Genomic DNA, 21,521 nt, shown 5'->3' with positions numbered 1-21,521 from the left:
GAGAAGAAGAATGGAAATTATTTTGAAGCAAGATATTATCGGTCTTGGATACAAGAACGATATCGTTAATGTAAAGAGTGGTTATGGTCGTAACTTCCTTATCCCTACAGGTAAGGCTGTTATCGCTTCTCCATCTGCTAAGAAGCAGTTGGCTGAGGATTTGAAGCAGCAGGCTCACAAGCTTGAGGCTATCAAGGCTGAGGCTGTTAAGAAGGGCGAGGCTCTCAATGGCGTTGTTCTTACTATTACTGCTAAGGTTAGTGCTACTGGTCAGCTCTACGGTTCAGTTAACGCTGCAACTGTTGCTGAGGAGCTCGCTAAGAAGGGCATCGAGGTTGATCGCAAGATCGTTACTATGAAGGATGCTAAGAAGGTTGGTGAGTACGAGGCTACAGTACACTATCACAAGGAGGTTGAGGTTAAGGTTCCTGTTATCGTTGTTGCTGAGAATGCTCCTGTAGCTGCTCCAGCTGAGGCTCCTGTAGAGGCTCCTGCTGCTGAGGTTGCTGAGGAAGAGGCTCCTGCAGCTGAGTAATCCTTAATCAATCAATTTGTCATTAGTACGATAATTTTCGCACTGTAAAGCAAATTAATATAAAGAATCCCTTTTGCCGGAAGGCATTAGGGATTTTTTTTGTTTTTCTCTCCCGATTCTCAGAAAAAAATTGTATCTTTGCACCCGAATTGGAAGTATTTATAGTAAAATAGTATATTAATAATAAACTTTTAAAATAAGGATAAAAATGAAAGCATTTGTTTTCCCTGGTCAGGGTTCTCAGTTCGTAGGTATGGGTAAGGACCTCTACGACAACAACGCATTGGCAAAAGAACTTTTCGATAAGGCCGACGAGATTCTCGGCTTCAAGATTACTGATATTATGTTTGCTGGTACTGATGAGCAGTTGAAGGAAACCAAGGTTACGCAGCCTGCTGTGTTCCTCCACTCTGTTATCTCTGCTCTCTGCTTGGGTGAGGAGTTCCAGCCTGCAATGGTTGCTGGTCACTCTCTCGGTGAGTTCTCTGCATTGGTAGCTGCTGGTGCAATGGCTTTCGAGGATGGTTTGAAGCTTGTTGCTGCACGTGCTAATGCTATGCAGAAGGCTTGCGAGGCTAATCCTGGTACTATGGCTGCTATCATCGGTTTGCCTGATGAGAAGGTTGAGGAAATCTGCGCTCAGGTAAGCACAGAGGGCAACGTAGTTGTTGCTGCTAACTATAACTGCCCTGGTCAGCTCGTTATTTCTGGTAATGTTGATGCTATCAATGCTGCTTGTGAGCAGTTGAAGGCTGCTGGTGCTAAGCGTGCTTTGCCTTTGAAGGTGGGCGGTGCTTTCCACTCTCCATTGATGCAGCCTGCTAAGGATGAGCTTCAGGCAGCTATCGAGAAGACTACTTTCTCTGCTCCTAAGTGCCCTGTTTATCAGAATGTAGACGGTAAGCCTCATACTGATCCTGCTGAGATTCAGCAGAACCTCATCGCTCAGCTCACAAGTTCTGTACGTTGGACTTCATCTGTTCAGGCTATGATTGCTGATGGTGCTGATGATTTCACAGAGTGTGGTCCAGGCAAGGCTTTGCAGGGTATGATTGGCCGCATCGACAAGAATGTAGCTGCTCACGGCATTGCTTAATTGAGATTTAATTATAGTCAGCGCTTTATTTTCTCAGCAAAGGCGTTGTTGGGAAGATAAAGCGTTTCATTCTTTACGTATAGACCGCTAAATGAAGGAAAAAATTATTATTTACCAGGTTCTCCCTCGACTCTTTGGCAATCAGAATACCAATTGCAAGGAGAATGGTACAATAGAAGAAAACGGTTGCGGAAAGCTTAATAACTTTACTGATGAGGTTCTGGCCCGTATTCATGACATGGGCTTTACACATATTTGGTATACAGGTGTGATTCGTCATGCCACACAGACAAACTACTCATCTTATGGAATTCCTACCCAACATGCTGAGGTGGTAAAGGGCAAGGCAGGTTCGCCATACGCCATCACCGATTATTATGACATCGATCCGGATTTGGCGGAGAATGTCAGTTTAAGAATGAAGGAGTGGGAAATGCTTATTGAGCGCACGCATAAGGCTGGTATGAAAGTTGTGATGGACTTTGTGCCAAATCATGTGGCTCGTGAGTATCATTCCATTTGCAAACCGGCAGGTGTACGAGATTTGGGAGAAGATGATGATCCTAACATGCATTTTTCTACCAAGAATAATTTCTATTATGCTTGGGGCGATTTAGATTTGAACGATGTTCGCCACTCTAAGCCGGAGTTCAAGGCTTTTCATGCCAAGGATGCCAAGATATATGAACAATATAAGGAGAGTCCTGCTAAGGCAACGGGTAACGACCGCTTTGACAACCGTCCTGGCTGCAACGACTGGTATGAGACCGTGAAACTCAACTATGGTGTAGATTATTGTGATGCGGGAGGCAGAAGCTATCATTATGAGCCTGTGCCAAATACATGGGGCAAGATGACGGATATCCTGCTTTATTGGGCAAGCAAGGGTGTAGATGGTTTCCGCTGCGATATGGCAGAGATGGTGCCTACTGCATTCTGGTCTTATGCCACACAGATATTGAAATCGAAGTATCCTCACATTGTTGTAATAGGTGAGGTATATGATCCTAACCAGTACCGCAACTATGTGAAGGCAGGTTTCGATTATCTTTATGATAAGGTGGGAATGTATGATTGCCTGCGTGGTGTGGTTCGGGGTGAGCGCCCTGCTGCCAGTATCACTCATGAATGGCAGGTGGTGGATGATATCCGCCAGCACATGCTCTATTTCCTGGAAAACCATGATGAGCAGCGCATCGCCAGCGATTTCTTCTGCGGCAATGCCATGAAGGCAATTCCTGCAGCAGCCATGAGCCTCTTCTTCCAGAAGAATCCTTTCATGCTTTATAGCGGACAGGAGTTTGGCGAGAAGGGTATGGACAAGGAGGGATTCAGCGGAAGAGATGGTCGTACCACAATATTCGACTACTGGAGTCCTTCAACTTTGGCACATGCTTATCAGGATTCTGCCGATGAGACTTTGACAGCTGAGCAGAAGTATCTGGCAGCTACCTATCGCCAGCTTCTTCGTCTTGCCAATGAAGAGAAGGCGCTTCGAGAAGGTGATACTTTCGACCTGATGTATGTGAATCCTGGTTCAGAGGGCTTTGATCCACGTACCAATTTTGCCTTCCTTCGCAAGAAGGATAATGAGGTGATGCTCATCGTGCTCAACTTTGCCCAGGAGGCTCGCCAGCTTCAGGTATGTATCCCTGGTCATGCTTTCGATTTCTTCCAGATCACTGAAGAGGAGGTTCTCGTTACCGAACTGTTCTCGGGAGGCAAGAAGAAGGTTGAACTGAAAAAGGATGGCGTATTCCCGATATCCATGGATGCTAACGGAGTAAGAATCTATAAATTCAATGTCAAGATGGAGGAAAGTGATATTATATTGAACGAGCATCATAAGGAGGAGTTCCCTCCTGCTCATACGGCTGAGCATCTGCTCAACCAGTTGATGGTTCGTATGTTTGGTTGCGAGCGTAGCAAGAATGCCCATGTCGAGCGCAAGAAGAGTAAGATGACCTTCGTAGTCGATCACAAGCCTACCCGCCAGGAGGAAAAGGAGATTGAGACGGAGATGAATCGCCTGATAGAGCTTGATATGCCAGTAACTTACGAGTTCGTAGATCGTGATCACATTCCAGCAGAGGTGAAACTCGATCGTTTGCCTGATGATGCTAGTGATACCTTGCGTCTGGTTCGTATCGGTGATTATGATGTTTGTCCATGTATTGGCAAGCATGTCCGTTCAACAGCTCAGATTGGCAAGTTCGTATTGCTTGGTACCAATTGGGATGAGCATGCGCATTCATTGCGTATTCGCTTCAAGATCGTGCAGTAGTGATAAAATATAGTAACGATAGGGGGTGTAATTTAAACTGTGTCAAGGCTTGTTCTTAACTTTCATTCCCACTCCCTGCTGGGGGCATGCCCCCAGCAGGGAAGCCTTTTCGGCTGCAAAGTTACATAATTTTAAATCTATCTCCAAATTTTATTGCCAATTGTTGAGAAATTTGTCCCCAATTTGCCAGTGGCATAGTCCATTTCTTACGGATGTTGCGGTAAGCTAAGTACACAAGCTTCTCCAAAGAATTATCCGTAGGAAAGACCCCTTTAGTCTTTGTGACCTTTCTTACCTGTCTGTGATACCCCTCAACCGTATTGGTCGTATAAATGAGTTTACGGATGGCTGGGGTATATTGGAAATACTCTGTCAGACGTTCCCAATTGTCACGCCATGACTTGATGACAATTGGGTACATCTCTCCCCACTTAGACTCTAACAGGTCTAAATTAGCAGCAGCGGAGTCTTTGTTTACTGCACCATATACTGTTCTTAAATCCTTGATAAACTCCTTTTGATGCTTACTGCCAACATACTTGATAGAATTGCGTATCTGATGGACAATACAGAGCTGCACAGAACTCTCAGGAAATACGCTTTGGATGGCATCTGGGAAGCCTTTGAGACCATCAATACAACAAATCAAGAGGTCTCGAACACCACGGTTCTGAAGATCCGTAAGAACTTCTAGCCAGAAGTTAGCTCCTTCACTCTTAGACACATACATACCTAACAGTTCTTTTTGGCCTTCCTTGTTGATACCAAGAATGTTGTAAATGGCTCGTGTGACAGCTCTGCCATTCTCATCCTTTACCTTATAATGGATAGCATCAAGCCAGCAAATGGCATATACAGGATCGAGCATGCGAGACTTCCAGGCGGTGATTTCGGGTAATACACGGTCTGTTATAGAGCTGATAGTATCGGCTGATAGAGTTGTGTTGAACTCACGCTCAAAGTAGCTGCTGATGTCACGTGTGCTGGTGCCCATGGCATACATCTCAATAATCTGGTCAGCCATGCCATTGGCAAGAATAGTCTCACGCTTCTTTACGGTCTCAGGTTGGAAAGTTCCGTCTCGGTCACGAGGAGTCTCTATAGTGACCTCACCATATTTTGTTTGAACCTTCTTACTCATCTTACCATTACGACGGTTGCCGGAAGAGCGTTCCTCTTCACTTAAATGAGCGTCCATCTCACCTTCGAGAGCTGAGTTGAGAATACGTTCTAACAATGGAGCTAATGCTCCGTCCTTGCCAAATAAGGCTTCACCACTACGCAACTGCTGAGCTGCTTTCTTGTAATCAATTTCTAAGTTGTCCATAATATAAAAACTGTGTTAAACTACTTTTATTGTAGCTTGACACAGTTTAGTTTACACTCTCTAACGATATAAAAAAAGCAGCAATGGCTATACTTTTCAGTAGTAGCTATTGCTGTTTTTTTTTCTTATATAGCAAGATGTGATTTTTTCTCCTGATATAAATTGTTTATGCACCAGGGAGAATTCTTCGTTCAGCGTCTTTGAATGTCGGTTCAGCGTCTTTGAATGTCGGTTCAACGTCTTTGAATGACGGTTCAACGTCTTTGAATAGAAATTTATCCTATAAGAGAGAAACATTTATTGAGGTATAGATGCTTTTCTATGCCTTTTGACATCTTTGTTAGTGTCAGTCTTATCCTATAAATACGTTTCTTTGTCTGTGCTCGTCTGATGGGCACATACGGACCAACTGATGGGCATCGATGGATCAACAGACGAGCACTCACTGCTCATCACGTGAGCATTGAGTGCCCATAGTATAGAGTGATTTTTGGGCACTTTGTGCAAAAAGAGCATCAAAAGTACGTCATTTATCAGAAAAAATAGAAAGGAAAAAAATAATCTCTTGAAAGCTTGCCAGTCTCATTCCTTTTTATTATTTTTGCAACCATAAATATCAGTATATTGAAGATAAAGGCTGATATAAAGGGTAAATATCATTATAATGATAGATAAATAGATGAAAGATTATGGCAGATTTATATGAATATTCTACTCCAGAGTTGGTACGCTTGCTGGGAGTGAGATTCAAGGAATATAGAATGAGATGCAATCTCACCCAGAAAGAGGTTGCCGAGCTTACTGGGCTTGGCTTGACCACCATCCACAAGTTTGAGAATGGAACAGCGGGCAATCTTTCGCTTGCCACTTTTCTTCTCTTGCTGAAGGTGGTGGGGCAGATTGATGCCATCAATGATGTGCTTCCCGAACTTCCTCCATCACCTTATCTGATGAGAAAGGATGAGAAGAAGGCACAGAGAATTCGTCATACTAAATTATAACTGGCTATGGTAAATACGTTGAGAGTAATGCTTTGGGGCGAAGAGATTGGTCGCTTGGCATGGGATGATCGCCGCAGGTTATCGTACTTCACATACAATCCTGAGTTCTTGAAGAAGGGAATTGATATTTCTCCTCTTCAAGCTCCTGTGCGTGGTATTCGTGCAATGACACCCGTGTGGGGAGAGGATGCCAGAATGTACCAGAAACTTCCTGCATTTCTGGCAGATTCGTTGCCGGATGCCTGGGGTAATCAGCTTTTCGAGCTTTGGCGAATTCAAAATCATATTCCTAATGCTGATATAACTCCGTTGGATAAACTTTCCTTTATCGGTAAGCGAGGCATGGGGGCATTGGAATTCTTACCAGAGGTGGCAAAGGCGGATAAGGCAGAAATGATAGATGTCAAGTCGTTGGCAGACTTGGCTGAGCGCATTTTCATCGAACGTGAAAATGCCCACATCATGCCAGAGGAATCTATCACGATGCAGTCCTTGCTTACGGTGGGAACATCGGCTGGTGGACGCCAGCCTAAGGCAATTATTGCCATCAATAAAGCTACGGGGGAAATACGAAGCGGTCAAGTGGCTGGGCTTCAGGATTATGATTACTACATATTGAAATTTGGTGATACGAAATACAGTTCTGCAGAGATAGAGATGACATACTATGAGATGGCAGTCAAGGCAGGAATAGATATGATGCCATCCAGACTATATGAGATAGAGGGAAACCGGAATTTCATAACGAAGCGTTTCGACCGTGATGGTGAGCGGAAATTGCATACACAGACCCTTGCAGCGATTTCTCCGGAAACCGATAGCTATGAGGGACTTATTGCTGTCTGCAGAAAATTACATTTGCCGGAGACTGATTGTCAGGAAGTATTTCGCAGACTTGTGTTCAATGTCCTTTCCAACAATACGGATGACCATACAAAGAATTTCTCTTTTGTGATGGATGAGGCGGGTCTTTGGCGTTTGTCGCCAGCCTATGACCTCACTTATATTATAGATACAGGAGGCTATTTACCCAATACGGGTCATTGTATGTATGTAAGGTCTAAGCTGCATCATATTTCTTACGATGATGCCATTCAGTTTGCCAAGGACAGTGGCATTCGTCGTGCTGATGCAATTATCAGGGAAGTGGCTGATTCACTGCGGCAATTCCGTGAAATTGCCAAGCGGTATGAGGTTCAAGACAGATGGATCTGTTCCATTGAGTCAGCGATAAATGCTCATCTCGTATCATGGGGGTTGGAGGATAAAGACAACAGTTCTGCTTCTTTTGAGATAGATGGCAAAAGTTGTACTGATGTTCGCATAGAGCAGGCTTACAAAGGCAACTTCCATTTGTATGCAAGTATAGATGGGAGAGAGTATAAGTTTGTTATCGGAAAGAACAAGCCAGAATATGCTTTGATTCAAGAGTTGGGAGTATCCAATCTTCCGGAGTCGATGCTTAGAGATTTGGTCGCGAAATATCTGGTGAGATAGAAGAGTAGTGATTAAAAAAACAGGAAAATGTAAAGAATATCAAAGAAAGAGAGGCTTTTATGCAAGTTTTTCCCAAAAAACATGGCTATGTCGAGAAAGTTTTGTAATTTTGGGGCGGATTTGGTGTATACCATCTCCAAGACATATTAGAATATAAAGAGGCGTTATGCTTATCTTGTAAATTGAAAACGTAGGAAACTTTCAAATGCATACAAGGAGGGCATAGTGGTTCTCACGCTATAGCGTGGGCTGCTATTTCCATATCTGTATGCATGGGCTTTTCCTACGGCCTTCAATTTGCGGTGTGGCATAGTCAGCGCCACGCTTCTTTCATAAATAGAATGTCCTTTGGAGGCGACGGAAGGCAAACAAGAGAAGAGTATGAAGGTAAAAAGTTTACTTCTTGCATTAGGTCTTTCCCTCGTTGTAGGAAAGTCATTCGCAATCTCTTTTAAGGTAGATGGTATTAGTTATGTTGCAAATGCAGATACCGCCATCATTAAAGGATATAGCGAAATTCCTGAAAATGGAGAATTAACATTGGCATCCATTGTGTCTTATGGTGGAAAGGATTATCGTGTAACAACGGTTCAAGGTTCAGCATTCTTATCTTGCACAGACATTAAGAAATTAATAGTACCTGCTAATATCAAGTACATTCAGTCTGGTGCATTTGAGAATTGTGTCAACATGAATAAACTTGTGTTGGCAGAAGGTGAGGACAGATTGGATGCAGAAAGTGATGCCTTTAAAAATTGTGGTATTGAGAAAGTTACAATCGGGAGAAATTTGAAGGTCAGTATATTTGTGAGAAATGCAATCTTGGCTAAAGTCTTGTTTGGCAGCAATATAAAGAATATACCTGATGACGCATTCTATGGCTGCTCGAATTTGAGTAGTGTTGATTTATCTAACGTTGAATCAATAGGAAATGGTGCTTTTGCTTCTACCAAACTTGAGAATGTTGAAATTCCTGCACAGTTATCTTATTTGGGTACTTCTGTTTTCTCTGATTGTACATCTCTAACAAGAGTTTCTATTAAAGCGAACATAACAAGTATTCCAAATGGTTGTTTTCAGGGTTGTTCTTCTCTGTCATCCGTAGAGTACCCTGCATCAGTGACTGTTATTGGTGAAAGTGCTTTTTCTGGCTGCGGTTTTACTTCATTCAAATTAAATGGAAATGTAACCGAAATTCAGAGAGAAGCTTTCAGTTCTTGTAAAAATTTGGAGAACATGGAGTGGGGAAACGTATCTTTGATTGGGTTTAATGCTTTTGAAGATTGTGGCTTTAAAGAATTAAGTTTACCAGCTTCACTGTGTGATATTTACATGAATGCATTTGCTTATTGTAAGAATTTGGTAAAAGTAGATTTGAGCAAAACGAACGTTAAGGAAATTGGTTGCTTTGCAAATTGTTATGCTTTGGAAGAAGTGCGTTTCCCTCAGAATTTAACAGGAATAGGCTATGAATGTTTTAAGGGATGTTCCTCTATTGTAACTTTAAACTTACCTTCTTCTTTATTAACTCTTTCAGGTAAAGATTTTCTGGGTATGTCATCTTTGACAGAAATAGATTTGTCCAATACTAAAATTAAGGGAATATCAGATGCTTGTTTTAAGGATTGCAGCTCTTTACAAAAAGTAGTTTTTCCAAAATCTTTGGAAAGTATAAATAATTCTGCTTTTGAAAATGCAACAGCATTGAAGCAAGTGGATTTATCAAATACCACTGTACATAATATTTCTACTTCAAGTTTTGCGGGTTGTAGATCTTTGGAGCAAGTATCGTTGGCGGAAAATACTGATACGATAGGTAATCTGGCTTTTTCTGGCTGCTCAAATTTGGCAGAAGTTAGAAATACTAATCATGTAAAGATAGTGTTTGATGGTGCTTTTGAAGGTACTAAGTTGTTTGATGCTGTACAAAACGGACCTGTTATGATAGGTTCTGTACTCTATCAATATAAGGGAACCATTGAAGATAAGGAATATAGTGTTCCTGAGACCGTAACTTGTATTGCTGCAAAAGCTTTGGCTAATCAGAATATCCAATCTATTAAGCTGAATAAAGAGTTAATGTATATTGGAAAGGGAGCATTTGATAATTGTACAAACCTTTTATCTTTAACCGTTCCAAGTTCTGTTGATTACATAGGTTCTAGTACAGGCTGTTCTTCCTTGGCTTCTTTAATTTTGAAAGAAGGCGATAAGAAGCTAGAACTAGGCACACTTTCGGACAATAAAATAAAGAAATTCTATATGGGAAGAAATGTTTCGTCTCAATTGGATTGGATGCCTGAGTTGGAGAATTTGACAATTGGAAAGTATGTAAAATATATAGGATCAGATTTCTCCTCAAGCGAGAAACTTACTAATCTCGAACTAGAGGATGCTGATGATGTGTTGGATTTTGGTAATAATCCTATGGTCGGCAGGGTTACTAGCTTGTATATGGGAAGAAATGTAAAAGTTGGTACTTATGAAGGGCAAGACGAGTTGTATGGTTGGGAGAAAATTGTGACTAAAGGTAACGGATTTTCCTCTGTTGAGGATTTAACTATAGGTGATAAGGTTACTGAAATTTGTGATTATTTCTGTTATGGTAATCTAAAACTCGTTTCTTTGTATTTTCCTAAGAACCTAAAGAGAATTGGCAATTATGCTTTTTATCGTAATGCAAAGATTAGTAGAGTGGTATTTAATGATGGTTTAAAAAACATAGGCGACTTTGCTTTTGGTTTTGTTGATGATGGATTTAAATTGAGTGATTGTAACAGTTATTATAATTATATAGGTATTCAGAAAGCAAATTATGTTGAATTGAATATTCCCGCAACGGTAGGTTCTATAGGACAGTATGCTCTTTCAGGTAAAAATGCCCACAGAATCATTTTGCATGAGGGAGTAGGACTGTTGGGGTATATGGCCTTCATGGGATGCTCTGCAGATTCTGTGTATTTGCCAAGTACAGCTGTTTTTGACGGATCTTGTTTTAATTATGCTGATTACAAAGTTTTTGATGCTCACGCCCATAGTGGTGAAGGCCTTAGTTTTGGTTATGGTGGAGTTGGTACATTTGTGTTCCCAAAAGCTATGACTGATGTTACTCCTTTTGGGTGGTTTAGTATTAATAATTTAACAATTCCAGAAAGTGTTTCATCTGTTCAAGGTGATATACTCACATCATATTATGGGAATTTTCCTGATCAAGGAATAACTACTACAGGAAATGTGATTTTGGAAGGTAGTGACGGGGCTAGTAAAATCTATTTGTTTAAAGCATTTGATGCTTCGCAAGATTTTGACCATCATAAGGTACAGCTTAATAAATTGACAGTTAATCGGTCTGTTGTATATGATTTTGGTAATGACCAGTATAGAGGAACTATTAATATAGGTATGGATTCTCTTATTTTAGGTAATATCAAGGAATTTGATATTCAAAGTTCTGATGGAAAGCGTTTTGTACCAACCATTGCCATATGTCTTTCTCATTACCTTACATCTTGTGATATGTGGAAGCCAACAAATGGTAAAATCTTTGTTCTTCCTGGGTCTCAGCTCCCTGCAGAAGATGTGACTTATATGTACACTGTAAATAAGTTGAACTATGAACCGTCTGCTGATGGTAAAGTTCTCTTTGATGGAGTCAACAATATGCCTTACGATATTACTCCTATCTTCTATCAGAATGGCGAAGAGGTTGAGTTGAAAGAGGCTGGAGTCTACGATTTGAGTATGAAGATTTCGGGAACTACCTATGATGGTATTTATCCTACAGGATTAAAAGTAAACGTAGCTTTTTCTACAGGAATCAATAATGTCACTCTGGATTCAGATGCAAGCAATTGTCCTATTTATAATATGAACGGACAGAGAGTTGACGGTAGTTATAAGGGCGTAGTAATCCAGAATGGAAAAAAGAGATTAGCCAAGTAAAAACTTGCAGGAAACATTATAAATGAAAAACAGCCAACTTTCAAATATGCTATTGAAAGTTGGCTGTTTTTTTCTTGCTCAAAAGTTTGTATTATCAATAATTATTTGTATCTTTACAGCAACAGAATCCGCCAAGCCTCTCAACGATGCTCAAATGTGCGGGTCGTTTTTTAAGGCAGTTACCGCCCCAGTTAAAGCATGTTTTGTTGAATTGCGGTTCTATTTTTGCAGTGATATATTGTTAATAATCAGAAAAACGCTTGTTTTCTGAAATATTATCTGTATCTTTGTACATTAATTATTAAGAGTAAGATTATGGCTTCAAAGAGATATCCTTTGGGAATACAAACGTTCTCCGAAATCGTGAAGGGGAATTACTTCTATGCTGACAAGACGGCTATCGTCTATCAGTTGGCTCATTATGCCAAGTTTCATTTTCTGAGTCGCCCACGTCGATTCGGAAAATCCTTGTTTGTATCTACTCTCAAGGCCTACTTTGAAGGTAAGAAAGAACTGTTCAAGGGACTTGCCATCGAACAGATGGAGAAGGAGTGGACGGCATATCCCGTCATCCACTTGGATCTGAGCTGCGGTAAGTATTATAGTTTGGAGAATACATATTCAATTCTAAACGGAATACTAGAAATAGAAGAGAAAAAATATGGTTTAAAGGTTAATCCGATAGATGAGAAGTCTTTTGGCGCACGTCTCAAGAATATCTTGCTGGCTGCCACGGCTCAAACCGGTAAACAAGTTGTCGTTCTCATCGATGAGTATGATGCCCCGATGCATGATTCTGTAAGTGACGAAGACTTGCAGAAGACCATCCGCAACATCATGCGAGATTTCTTCAGTCCCTTGAAGCAGCAAGAGGGAAACATTCGCTTTGTATTCATCACAGGCATCTCTAAGTTTAGTCAGCTCAGCATCTTCAGCGAGTTGAATAATCTCAAGATTCTCACGTTGAAGGATGAATACAGCAGCTGTTGTGGTATTACCAAGAGTGAATTGTCTCAGTATTTCCGTGAGGGTATCGAGGAGATGGCTGAACATAATGGGCTTACTTATGAGGAGACCTTAGAACAACTCAAGCTGCATTATGATGGCTACCACTTCAGTATCAATAGCGAGGATATCTTCAATCCTTACAGCATTATCAATGCTCTGGACGATAAGGAGTTTAATAGCTATTGGTTTACATCCGGTACGCCTACGTTCCTGGTAGAGTTGTTGCAGCAGAAAAATTTGGACATGCTCAATCTGGACGACCTTTGGGTTAATGACGATCGTTTTGATACCCCTACAGAAAAGCTTACAGACCCGATTCCAGTTCTTTTCCAAAGTGGTTATCTTACCATTAAAGGATATGAGCGAAGGGGAAAATTGTATCATCTCTGTTTTCCAAATCAAGAAGTAAGACAAGGCTTCTCGAAAAGTCTCGTCAGGTATTATACTGCGCAAGACATGAACAGATATGATGCCATCGTGTATGCTTATTCCAAGAATGTGCTCATCAATGATGACATGGAAGCTTTTATGCCTCACTTGAAGGCATTCTATGATAAGTTCCCATATACGATTATCAACAATAATGAGCGTCACTATCAAGCCGTGATATTCACCATCTTCACCATGCTTGGCGAAGATGTGAAGGTGGAGCATACCACTTCTCATGGAAGAATAGACCTTGTGCTCAAGACGGATAAAAGTATCTTTATCTTTGCGTTGAAATATAAGAAGTCTGCCGACAGCGCCATGGCGCAAATCAGCGACAAGGACTATGCCAAGGCTTTTGCTGATGATGGGCGGAAGGTTGTGAAAGTGGGTATTAACTTCTCTGAAAACCAGCGAAGTATTGAGGATTGGGTGATAGAATAAATGAAATAGAAGAAAGTTGGTGGCCTTCATCTGATGAAGGTCACCACACTAGTTTCCTCTTGTCATTTTTCGGAAAAAACAGAAAGATAGAAAATAATCTCTTGAAGGCTTGCCAGTCTCATTTCTTTTTATTATTTTATGCAACCATAAATATCACTACCACGCAATATGTATTGATAGTCAATAAGTTGGAATGGAATCACTTATTGCTTAAACAAATCATTCATTGTAATCTCGCTCTGTATCATACTCCAAAGTCATCTTGAAGCCTGTCTCCTAAAGAGCGAAGAACTGCCATGAAAAGAGAGTATCAACGAGGAGAGAAGCTATTTGATAAGCCAAATTCTCCATTCACAATCGGGATTGAATTATGACCAAGTAAGAAAAACATGGCAAGTCATTTCAGAAGTGTTTCGCTCTGCTACAGAAGAAAGAAATTTATAATGATAGATATAAAATATTGTAGTTAAAAAGGCTAAATTCAATTATAAATGAAGACCAATTACCAAGGTTTATCTAAATGAAAAACAGCCAACTTTCAAATATTTTATTGAAGGTTGGCTGTTTTTTTCTTGCTCAAAAGTTTGTATTATCAAATATTATTCGTATCTTTGCAGCACGAGAACCCGCCAAGCCTCTCAACGATGCTCAAATGTGCGGGTCGTTTTTGTATATATACTTTTCTTCTCAAAACACGCTAATGGAAAGATAGCTCTCTCCGGCTATAGAGTCTGAAGAATATGTTCCAGTTCATCAAGTTCTTCCTCCTTTGTTGCCCAACTCGTTACAAATCGGCAAATGATTTCGGTATCGCTCTTTCTTTCCCATATTTCGAATGCAACTTTCTTGGAAAGAGCATCGTAGAGTGAAGGTGAAAGTACGACAAACTGCTGATTGGTTGGAGAATCGTAGGCGATAGCGATGCCATGCTTCTGGAAGATGCTGCGGATACGGGTAGCCATGGCGATGGCGTGGCGCGATATCTTGAAATAGAGGTTATCCGTAAACAGCGTGTCAAACTGGATGCCTAGCATTCTGCCCTTGGCAAGCAAGGCTCCATGACGTTTTATGTTAGTGAAGAAATACTTTGGTGCCTTCATGCCTGAGAATACAACAGCTTCGCCCATCATGGCGCCCACCTTGGTTCCACCTATATAGAATACATCACAATGCTTGGCAAGGAATGGCAAGTCATAGTCGCATGCCTCTGAAACCAGACCGTATCCCAGTCGTGCACCATCGATGAAGAGGCGGAGGTTATATTTCTGGCAGGTTGCATATAGCGCAGTCAATTCTTCCCTGGTGTAGACCATTCCGAACTCTGTCGGCATTGAGATATAAACCATGCCTGGCTGCACCATGTGAGGATGCGTTTCATCGGCAAGGAAAGTATCCATATATGCAGACAGGGTGCTGGATGTTAGCTTGCTGTTCTCTCCCGGTAGCGTAATGACCTTATGACCAAATGCTTCTACTGCTCCAGATTCATGTACCTCGATATGACCGGTCTCCACACAGATAACTCCTTCGCATCCCATGAGCACGGAGTCGATAACGGTGGTGTTGGTCTGTGTACCGCCTATCAGGAAGAACACTTCAGCATTCTCATTGTCCACGGCTTTACGGATTTTCTCTTTTGCAGATTCTGAGTATGGATCAAAACCATAACCGGATGTTTTCTCACTGTTTGTCTTGCCAAGAGCCTCTAGAATCTCTGGCAGCATACCATTGTTGTAATCACTTTCGAATGAAATCATATGATATAATGATAATATTAGATAATCACCGCCGTTCCGCTGCATGTTACCATCAGCATGGAGCCGCTGTTGCCTACAGTTTCGTAATCCAGGTCGATGCCCACGATGGCGTTGCAGCCCAGGGATGCAGCACGGTCGGCCATCTCTCTGAGGGCTGTATCCTTGGCCTCGCGGAGTGTACTTTCGTAAGAACCGCTTCTGCCACCGATTACGTCACGAACGCTGGCAAAGAAATCCTTCACAAAGTTGGTACCGATGATGGTTTCGCCAGTTACTACGCCACGATATTCACGGATAGGGTGGCCTTCTATGGTTGGAGTTGTACTTAAAATCATAATTTTTTCCTTTCTTTTTATGTTATTATCAATGTTATTTATAGCTTAGACGATAAAAGATAGCAAAAGGTTGCAGAAAATCAAAAAATATTTGTTACTTTTGCATCTAAAGATAAATATTTATGGGTTATATGAACAAGAGATTGATGTTTTCGGCAGCACTCATGATGGTGCTGCTTTCGGCAAACGCTCAGAAAAGAGCGTTAAACTGTCTTATATATAATAAAGTATAAGCAAGAAAAAAAGCTCCATTCGTATCTGATTGCGAATGGAGCTTTTTTCTTAGAATTAAAAATTTACTTTGTTTCCTGTTCTTCCTGCATATCCAGATACTGGTTATCCTGATCGTAGAACTCATACTGGAGGAATGCCAGTTTCTGAGATGGAATCACATTGAAGCCGAAACCATACTTAAACTGCCATCTCCGTTTCAGGGAAATGAAGCCCTTATTGATGAAGGCAGCTACGTAAGGATTTACGTACAAAGTGAATTTCTTGACGCCAATCTTGTTGACTAGGCGGTCGATTTTTCTTTCCAACTGGTCGGTGAAGAGAATGCTCGATTTGATTTTGCCCGTGCCGAAGCAGGTTGGGCAGGTTTCTTCTACGTTTACGTCCATCGCAGGGCGAACACGCTGGCGGGTAATCTGCATCAGTCCGAACTTGCTCAAAGGAAGGATGTTGTGCTTGGCACGGTCCTTCTGCATATTCTTGCACATGCGTTCATAGAGCAACTGTCGGTCTTCTGCAAGATTCATGTCGATAAAGTCGACAACGATGATGCCTCCCATATCTCGGAGACGCAACTGTCTTGCCAACTCATCGGCAGCGCCGAGGTTTACATCGAGAGCATTTGCTTCCTGACCTTTCTCACGAGTACGATTGCCGCTGTTTACATCGACAACATGCAAAGCTTCGGTGTGCTCAATGATGAGATATGCACCATGCTTGTAGTTGACAACACGACCAAATCCAGCTTTAATCTGCTTGGTGATGCTGAAGTTGTCGAAGATAGGCACCTTACCAGTGTAGAGCTTGACTATGCCCGCCTTTTCAGGGGCTATTAGAGAAACATAGTCTTTTACATCGTTCATTACTTCTTCATCGTTGACGAAGATGTTCTCGTAAGATGGGTTAAACAAGTCACGCAAGAGAGCGACGGCTCTTCCGGTCTCCTCGAATGCGAGTTGCGGGCGCTGCTGGGTCTTCTGTACCTTGGCGATAGCATCCTCCCATCGCTTCACCAGGACTTTCAGCTCAGCATCGAGTTCAGCGACTCTCTTACCTTCAGCCACAGTGCGGACGATAACACCGCAATTCTTTGGTTTGATGCTGTGCATGAGTTGCTTGAGTCGGGAACGTTCTTCACCGCTTTTGATTTTCGACGAGACAGAAACTTTATCACCGAATGGCATGAGTACCAAGTATCGACCAGCGAATGAAATTTCGCCTGTGAGTCGAGGACCCTTGGTAGAAATTGGTTCCTTAACGATTTGTACCAGCACTTCCTGTCCTGTTTTCAAGACATTCTGAATGCTTCCGTCCTTTTCCAGTTCTGGCTGCTTGCTGGCTTTAGAGAATGGGAAAAGTTTCTTTCTGTCGCTCTGTACTTGTTTAAGGTACTTCTGGTAGGAATTGAAATGACTTCCTAGGTCAAGATAATGAAGAAAGGCGTCGCGTTCATAACCTACATCTACGAAGCAAGCGTTAAGACCTGGCATCAGTTTCTTAACTTTTGCGATATAGATGTTTCCCACAGAGAACGAGGCCTCACGAGGTTCATTCTGATATTCTACCAGCTGTTTATCCTCCATGAGTGCGATAGAGATGTCCTTCTGTTGGACGTCAATTACAACTTCGCTTGTCATAGTCTTCAATTAATCTTTTTACACATTAAACTTATTGGTTACTAGAAGAAAGTCTTAGTAATCAATTTAGTAGTTACTAAAAAGGGGCATGCCTATCCCTTTTGATACGACACGCCCCCTCAGTCGACGAACTGACTGAGAGCAAATCAGCTTAAAAAAGCTTACTTGCTCTTATGTCTGTTCTTACGTAATCTTTTTTTACGCTTGTGAGTAGCCATCTTGTGGCCCTTCTTTTTCTTTCCGTTTGGCATGATTTTAAAATTTTAAAATATTGTTATTATAATAAATGATATCTCGCTAAAGAAATATTCTCTAAATTATAGCTAAAGTAAATCGACCTCTGCGATTACTTAGCTGCGTTCTGCATCTCCTCGATGAAACTCTTAGAAGGCTTGAAACTTGGCAAGTCGTGAGCTGGGATGGTGATGGTAGTATTCTTAGAGATGTTACGAGCAGTCTTTGCTGCACGATGCTTGATGTTGAAGCTACCGAAACCGCGCATAAATACGCTATCCTTCTTCTCGATCAGGCACTTCTTGACTTCGTCCATGAATGCCTCTACCACAGTGCTAACCTCTTTCTTAGGAATACCTGTGTTCATCGATACTTCGTTGATGATATCTGCTTTTGTCATTTCTTGTATATTTTGTTTATTTTACTTATTTATCTTAAATCGGTGTGCAAAGATACAAGTTTTTTATGATATAACAAAATAGTTAAGGTTTTTTTTGCAAAAAAAATGCTCTAAGTATTTGCATATTAGGTTTTTATTCTGTATTTTTGCATCAAAAATGAGAAAATATGGCTTTTAAGAGATATTTTACACTGATTGTGTTTGTGGCATTCGGCATCTTGTCGTTGGCTGCCAAGAGGGAATGGAAAGCGGATGATGTGCCGATTCCTTTCCTGCAGGATTCTACGCAATATGTTTCCGATCCTGATGGCTATTTAGATAAGGCGCAGAAGGATTCTGCCAATTTCTATCTGCAGAAGTTGAAGTTGGAATGTGGTGTGCAGAATGTGCTTATCATTGTGGGCAAGGTGGATAATCAGGATGCTTTCCGGATGGCACAGGATGTGGGCAATAAATATGGTATCGGATATAAGAAAAGCCGAAGAGGATTGGTCGTCGTCATCGCTGTAGAAGACCATAAGTATTTTATCGCTCCCGGTAGTGGACTGGAGGGCGAGTTGACGGATGTAGACTGTGATGATATCGCTAGGGCTTGCATCGTGAAGAACATGCGGGAAGACAAACCTGGAGAGGCGGTTGCCTCCGTGAGTCGTGCTATATATAATAAGGTGAAAAGCGGACGCACCGGAATTGAGTCGGTAGACGAGGGGACTGTGAATGATGAAGAGGATTGGGCACTAGTTGTTATCCTGTTCCTTCTCTTTTTCGGAATCCCGATTTATTACCTCATCCGTTACATCCTGGAGCAGGTAGGTTTGGTAAAGCCAAGACCGAAGGGCAAGGGGAGAAACCAGTCGCGGAGAAGAAAAGATGATGACGACTGGTTGCCGCCGTTCTTCATGGGCGGCGGAGGATTCTCTGGCGGTGGAGGAGGCGGCTTCTCTGGCGGATCCTTTGGCGGCGGAACTTTTTCAGGAGGTGGCTCCGGAGGAAGCTGGTGATAGTTAGTAGTTTACGCAGGTAATCAATAGTCAATAATATAACAATGTATAATTAATAAATAAAAGGATTATGAAGAAAACAGGATGGATTATCTTAGGCGTCATCGTTGTGTTGGTGCTATGGGTATTCAGTGGTTATAATGGTTTGGTAGAGAAGCAGGAGCAGGCTACCACCGAGTTGGCAAACGTACAGACTCAGTATCAGCGTCGTGCCGACATGATGCCACAGTTGGCTAAGATCGTGAAGGCGTATGCCAAGCATGAAAAGGAGACTTTCGAAGCTGTAACCAAGGCTCGTGCAGCTGTTGGTCAGGTTAAGCTGGATGCTAGCAATCTGACAGAAGCTAAGTTGAAGGAATATACGGCTGCTCAAGGAGAATTGGCGAATGCATTCTCCAAGTTGATGGTTGTTGCGGAAAAATATCCGGAGTTGAAGGCTAGTGAGAATTTCAAGTCTTTGCAGATTCAGGAAGAGGGTACAGAGAATCGTATCAGTGAAGCCCGTCGCAAATATAATGATGCTGTTCAGGCTTATAATCAGACAGCTAGAAAAATGCCAACTGCCCTTATTGCTGGTATTTTCAATTTCCAGACCATGCCGAAATTCGAGGCATCTGCAGGAGCAGAGAAGGCTCCAGTTTTGGATATCTGATTCTGATAAAAATGATATGGAATTGTTTGTAGAATGATAGTCTAGCCAATGAAGGAATTCCTTCTTGGCTAGATTTTTTTGTTGTAATCTTCTTTCAAACTGAAAGTATCGCAATATTTTATATATATTTTGTAATTAAGATGATATGTTTTTCAGAAATTCTTTGTACCTTTGCACAAAATTTGGGAAATGTGATTGAAAAGTCACGATAACATTGATATTTCAACAAGGTAATTACAAATATGAAACAAACAAAGATTGTTGCTTCCATCAGTGATCGCAGATGCGATCAAGATTTTATCCGAAAACTGTTTTTTGCGGGTATGAACGTGGTTCGTATGAACACCGCACATGCTACAGAAGATGGAATCCGTACCATTGTCAAGAATGTTAGAGCCGTGTCTCCACATATTGGTATCATGATTGATACTAAGGGACCTGAGGTGCGTACTACTGACGTCAAGGAACCTATACATTATAATATAGGTGACGTGGTGAAAATCTTCGGTCGTCCGGAAATGGAGTCTTCTCACGATATCGTGAACTTAAGCTATCCAGATATTGCTGCTGACGTAAAGGTGGGTGATGACATATTGTTTGATGATGGCGAACTCGACATGAAGGTGATGGAGGTTCAAGGACCTATGCTTGTGGCAGAAGTTCAGAACGAGGGTATGCTGGGTGCTCATAAGAGCGTGAATGTACCAGGTGAGCATATCGATTTGCCTGCACTTACGGAGAAAGACCGTAAGAATATTGAGTTGGCTATCGAATTGGATATTGATTTCATTGCTCACTCATTTGTGCGTAGTGCAGCAGATGTAAAGGCTGTTCAGGACATCTTGGATGCTCACAACAGTGATATCAAGATTATTTCTAAGATTGAAAACCAGGAGGGTGTAGATAATATTGATGAAATCATTGATGCTTGCTACGGCATCATGGTTGCCCGTGGAGATTTGGGTATTGAGGTGCCTATAGAGAAGATTCCGGGTATCCAGCGCCGAATCATCGCCAAGTGTGTGAAGGCTCAAAAGCCAGTTATTGTGGCTACCCAGATGCTTCATACCATGATTAAGAATCCGCGTCCTACCCGAGCAGAGGTAACTGATATTGCCAATGCTATCTTCTATCGTACAGATGCCTTGATGCTTTCTGGAGAAACTGCTAGCGGTAAATATCCAGTAGAGGCAGTTCAGACTATGGCTCGTATTGCCGAGCAGGCAGAGAAGGATAAGTCACCTCTTAACGACATCAATCCTATGGATGGCGGTAAAATAGACCAGAAACTCTTTTTGGCTCACGCTGCTATTGAAGCTACCAAGCAGTTGGGCGTGGCTGGTATCATCACTGATGGTGAAACCGGTCAGACTGCACGCGACTTGGCTGCCTTCCGTGGCCCAAATCCTGTACTTGCCATCTGCTATAAGGAGAAGCTTCAGCGCTGGTTGAACCTGAGCTATGGCATCATTCCTATTCATCAGAAAGATCATGTTTCTTCTAAGGATATGTTCACAGCAGCTGTGCGTATGCTTCGTCAGAAAGGATATCTGCAGGAAGAGAATAAGATAGCATACTTGAGTGGTAGCTTTGGCGAGGGTGGTGGCACTACCTTTGTTGAAATCAATAAGGTAAAGAAGATCTTCGACAATAGCTATACTTTCAATCTGCCATCAAATGGAATAGAAGACAAGAAATAAAAAGCCGTCAGGTT

General features: G+C 41.8%; 15 protein-coding genes. 10 read left to right on the top strand and 5 right to left on the bottom strand.

Going from position 1 to position 21,521, the window contains the following annotated elements:
• Window positions 1-10: 10 nt before the first annotated feature.
• The 3 genes from rplI (at window position 11) to ACTQ16_RS02090 (ending at window position 3,915) form a co-directional block, all read left to right on the top strand.
• On the top strand, window positions 11-535 hold the full coding sequence (gene rplI, locus ACTQ16_RS02100; RefSeq protein WP_153123070.1) for a 50S ribosomal protein L9: 525 nt from the start codon (window positions 11-13) through the stop codon (window positions 533-535).
• 208 nt (window positions 536-743) lie between these two features.
• Window positions 744-1,631 (top strand): ACP S-malonyltransferase, encoded by an 888-nt coding sequence (gene fabD, locus ACTQ16_RS02095; protein ID WP_217759918.1) that lies wholly within the window; start codon window positions 744-746, stop codon window positions 1,629-1,631.
• Window positions 1,632-1,722: 91 nt separating this feature from the next.
• The gene (locus tag ACTQ16_RS02090) at window positions 1,723-3,915 is read left to right on the top strand and encodes an alpha-amylase family glycosyl hydrolase (protein WP_441935887.1); all 2,193 of its coding nucleotides are present in this window, start codon (window positions 1,723-1,725) and stop codon (window positions 3,913-3,915) included.
• Window positions 3,916-4,036: 121 nt separating this feature from the next.
• Here ACTQ16_RS02090 and ACTQ16_RS02085 read toward each other — a convergent pair whose 3' ends face one another.
• On the bottom strand, window positions 4,037-5,242 hold the full coding sequence (locus ACTQ16_RS02085) for an IS256 family transposase (RefSeq protein WP_153073863.1): 1,206 nt from the start codon (window positions 5,240-5,242) through the stop codon (window positions 4,037-4,039).
• A 689-nt stretch (window positions 5,243-5,931) separates the two neighbouring features.
• Between ACTQ16_RS02085 and ACTQ16_RS02080 the strand changes: the two genes are divergently transcribed.
• From ACTQ16_RS02080 to ACTQ16_RS02065, 4 genes are all read left to right on the top strand, one after another.
• The gene (locus ACTQ16_RS02080; protein WP_441935885.1) at window positions 5,932-6,243 is read left to right on the top strand and encodes a helix-turn-helix domain-containing protein; all 312 of its coding nucleotides are present in this window, start codon (window positions 5,932-5,934) and stop codon (window positions 6,241-6,243) included.
• Between the two features lie 6 nt (window positions 6,244-6,249).
• Window positions 6,250-7,740 carry a type II toxin-antitoxin system HipA family toxin gene (locus ACTQ16_RS02075; protein ID WP_441935883.1) on the top strand — a complete coding sequence of 497 codons (1,491 nt, stop codon included), beginning with the start codon at window positions 6,250-6,252 and terminating at the stop codon, window positions 7,738-7,740.
• A gap of 381 nt (window positions 7,741-8,121) precedes the next feature.
• Window positions 8,122-11,682 carry a leucine-rich repeat domain-containing protein gene (locus ACTQ16_RS02070; RefSeq protein ID WP_441935881.1) on the top strand — a complete coding sequence of 1,187 codons (3,561 nt, stop codon included), beginning with the start codon at window positions 8,122-8,124 and terminating at the stop codon, window positions 11,680-11,682.
• Window positions 11,683-11,997: 315 nt separating this feature from the next.
• Window positions 11,998-13,560, top strand: a complete 1,563-nt coding sequence (locus ACTQ16_RS02065) for an AAA family ATPase (protein WP_441935879.1) — start codon at window positions 11,998-12,000, stop codon at window positions 13,558-13,560.
• A gap of 722 nt (window positions 13,561-14,282) precedes the next feature.
• Here ACTQ16_RS02065 and ACTQ16_RS02060 read toward each other — a convergent pair.
• From ACTQ16_RS02060 to ACTQ16_RS02045, 4 genes are all read right to left on the bottom strand, one after another.
• Window positions 14,283-15,317, bottom strand: coding sequence for a threonine aldolase family protein (locus ACTQ16_RS02060; protein ID WP_441935877.1), 1,035 nt, complete (start codon window positions 15,315-15,317; stop codon window positions 14,283-14,285).
• A gap of 17 nt (window positions 15,318-15,334) precedes the next feature.
• Window positions 15,335-15,652 carry a heavy metal-binding domain-containing protein gene (locus tag ACTQ16_RS02055; protein ID WP_006847412.1) on the bottom strand — a complete coding sequence of 106 codons (318 nt, stop codon included), beginning with the start codon at window positions 15,650-15,652 and terminating at the stop codon, window positions 15,335-15,337.
• Window positions 15,653-15,948: 296 nt separating this feature from the next.
• Window positions 15,949-17,520, bottom strand: a complete 1,572-nt coding sequence (locus tag ACTQ16_RS02050) for an Rne/Rng family ribonuclease (RefSeq protein ID WP_218417514.1) — start codon at window positions 17,518-17,520, stop codon at window positions 15,949-15,951.
• Between the two features lie 346 nt (window positions 17,521-17,866).
• Window positions 17,867-18,154 (bottom strand): HU family DNA-binding protein, encoded by a 288-nt coding sequence (locus ACTQ16_RS02045; RefSeq protein ID WP_153123056.1) that lies wholly within the window; start codon window positions 18,152-18,154, stop codon window positions 17,867-17,869.
• A gap of 167 nt (window positions 18,155-18,321) precedes the next feature.
• On the opposite strand from ACTQ16_RS02045, the gene ACTQ16_RS02040 reads away from it, so the two are divergent.
• From ACTQ16_RS02040 to pyk, 3 genes are all read left to right on the top strand, one after another.
• Window positions 18,322-19,155, top strand: coding sequence for a TPM domain-containing protein (locus tag ACTQ16_RS02040; protein WP_441935875.1), 834 nt, complete (start codon window positions 18,322-18,324; stop codon window positions 19,153-19,155).
• Between the two features lie 70 nt (window positions 19,156-19,225).
• The gene (locus tag ACTQ16_RS02035) at window positions 19,226-19,807 is read left to right on the top strand and encodes a LemA family protein (protein ID WP_441935873.1); all 582 of its coding nucleotides are present in this window, start codon (window positions 19,226-19,228) and stop codon (window positions 19,805-19,807) included.
• Between the two features lie 242 nt (window positions 19,808-20,049).
• Window positions 20,050-21,507: a pyruvate kinase gene (gene pyk, locus ACTQ16_RS02030; protein WP_294968708.1), complete on the top strand. Its 1,458-nt coding sequence runs from the start codon at window positions 20,050-20,052 to the stop codon at window positions 21,505-21,507.
• The last annotated feature ends 14 nt before the right edge of the window (window positions 21,508-21,521 follow it).

The organism is Prevotella sp. LCP21S3_D2, assembly GCF_052118345.1.
In the GTDB taxonomy this organism is placed as follows: Bacteria; Bacteroidota; Bacteroidia; order Bacteroidales; family Bacteroidaceae; genus Prevotella.
The sequence above is the reverse complement of the archived record's forward strand: the minus strand, read 5'-3'. Positions and strand labels throughout refer to the sequence as shown.

Bases quoted from the DNA above. Each gene is read 5' to 3' on its own strand.
- rplI (WP_153123070.1), top strand. From the start codon at position 11: ATGGAAATTATTTTGAAGCAAGATATTATCGGTCTTGGATACAAGAAC.
- fabD (WP_217759918.1), top strand. From the start codon at position 744: ATGAAAGCATTTGTTTTCCCTGGTCAGGGTTCTCAGTTCGTAGGTATG.
- ACTQ16_RS02090 (WP_441935887.1), top strand. From the start codon at position 1,723: ATGAAGGAAAAAATTATTATTTACCAGGTTCTCCCTCGACTCTTTGGC.
- ACTQ16_RS02085 (WP_153073863.1), bottom strand. From the start codon at position 5,242: ATGGACAACTTAGAAATTGATTACAAGAAAGCAGCTCAGCAGTTGCGT.
- ACTQ16_RS02080 (WP_441935885.1), top strand. From the start codon at position 5,932: ATGGCAGATTTATATGAATATTCTACTCCAGAGTTGGTACGCTTGCTG.
- ACTQ16_RS02075 (WP_441935883.1), top strand. From the start codon at position 6,250: ATGGTAAATACGTTGAGAGTAATGCTTTGGGGCGAAGAGATTGGTCGC.
- ACTQ16_RS02070 (WP_441935881.1), top strand. From the start codon at position 8,122: ATGAAGGTAAAAAGTTTACTTCTTGCATTAGGTCTTTCCCTCGTTGTA.
- ACTQ16_RS02065 (WP_441935879.1), top strand. From the start codon at position 11,998: ATGGCTTCAAAGAGATATCCTTTGGGAATACAAACGTTCTCCGAAATC.
- ACTQ16_RS02060 (WP_441935877.1), bottom strand. From the start codon at position 15,317: ATGATTTCATTCGAAAGTGATTACAACAATGGTATGCTGCCAGAGATT.
- ACTQ16_RS02055 (WP_006847412.1), bottom strand. From the start codon at position 15,652: ATGATTTTAAGTACAACTCCAACCATAGAAGGCCACCCTATCCGTGAA.
- ACTQ16_RS02050 (WP_218417514.1), bottom strand. From the start codon at position 17,520: ATGACAAGCGAAGTTGTAATTGACGTCCAACAGAAGGACATCTCTATC.
- ACTQ16_RS02045 (WP_153123056.1), bottom strand. From the start codon at position 18,154: ATGACAAAAGCAGATATCATCAACGAAGTATCGATGAACACAGGTATT.
- ACTQ16_RS02040 (WP_441935875.1), top strand. From the start codon at position 18,322: ATGGCTTTTAAGAGATATTTTACACTGATTGTGTTTGTGGCATTCGGC.
- ACTQ16_RS02035 (WP_441935873.1), top strand. From the start codon at position 19,226: ATGAAGAAAACAGGATGGATTATCTTAGGCGTCATCGTTGTGTTGGTG.
- pyk (WP_294968708.1), top strand. From the start codon at position 20,050: ATGAAACAAACAAAGATTGTTGCTTCCATCAGTGATCGCAGATGCGAT.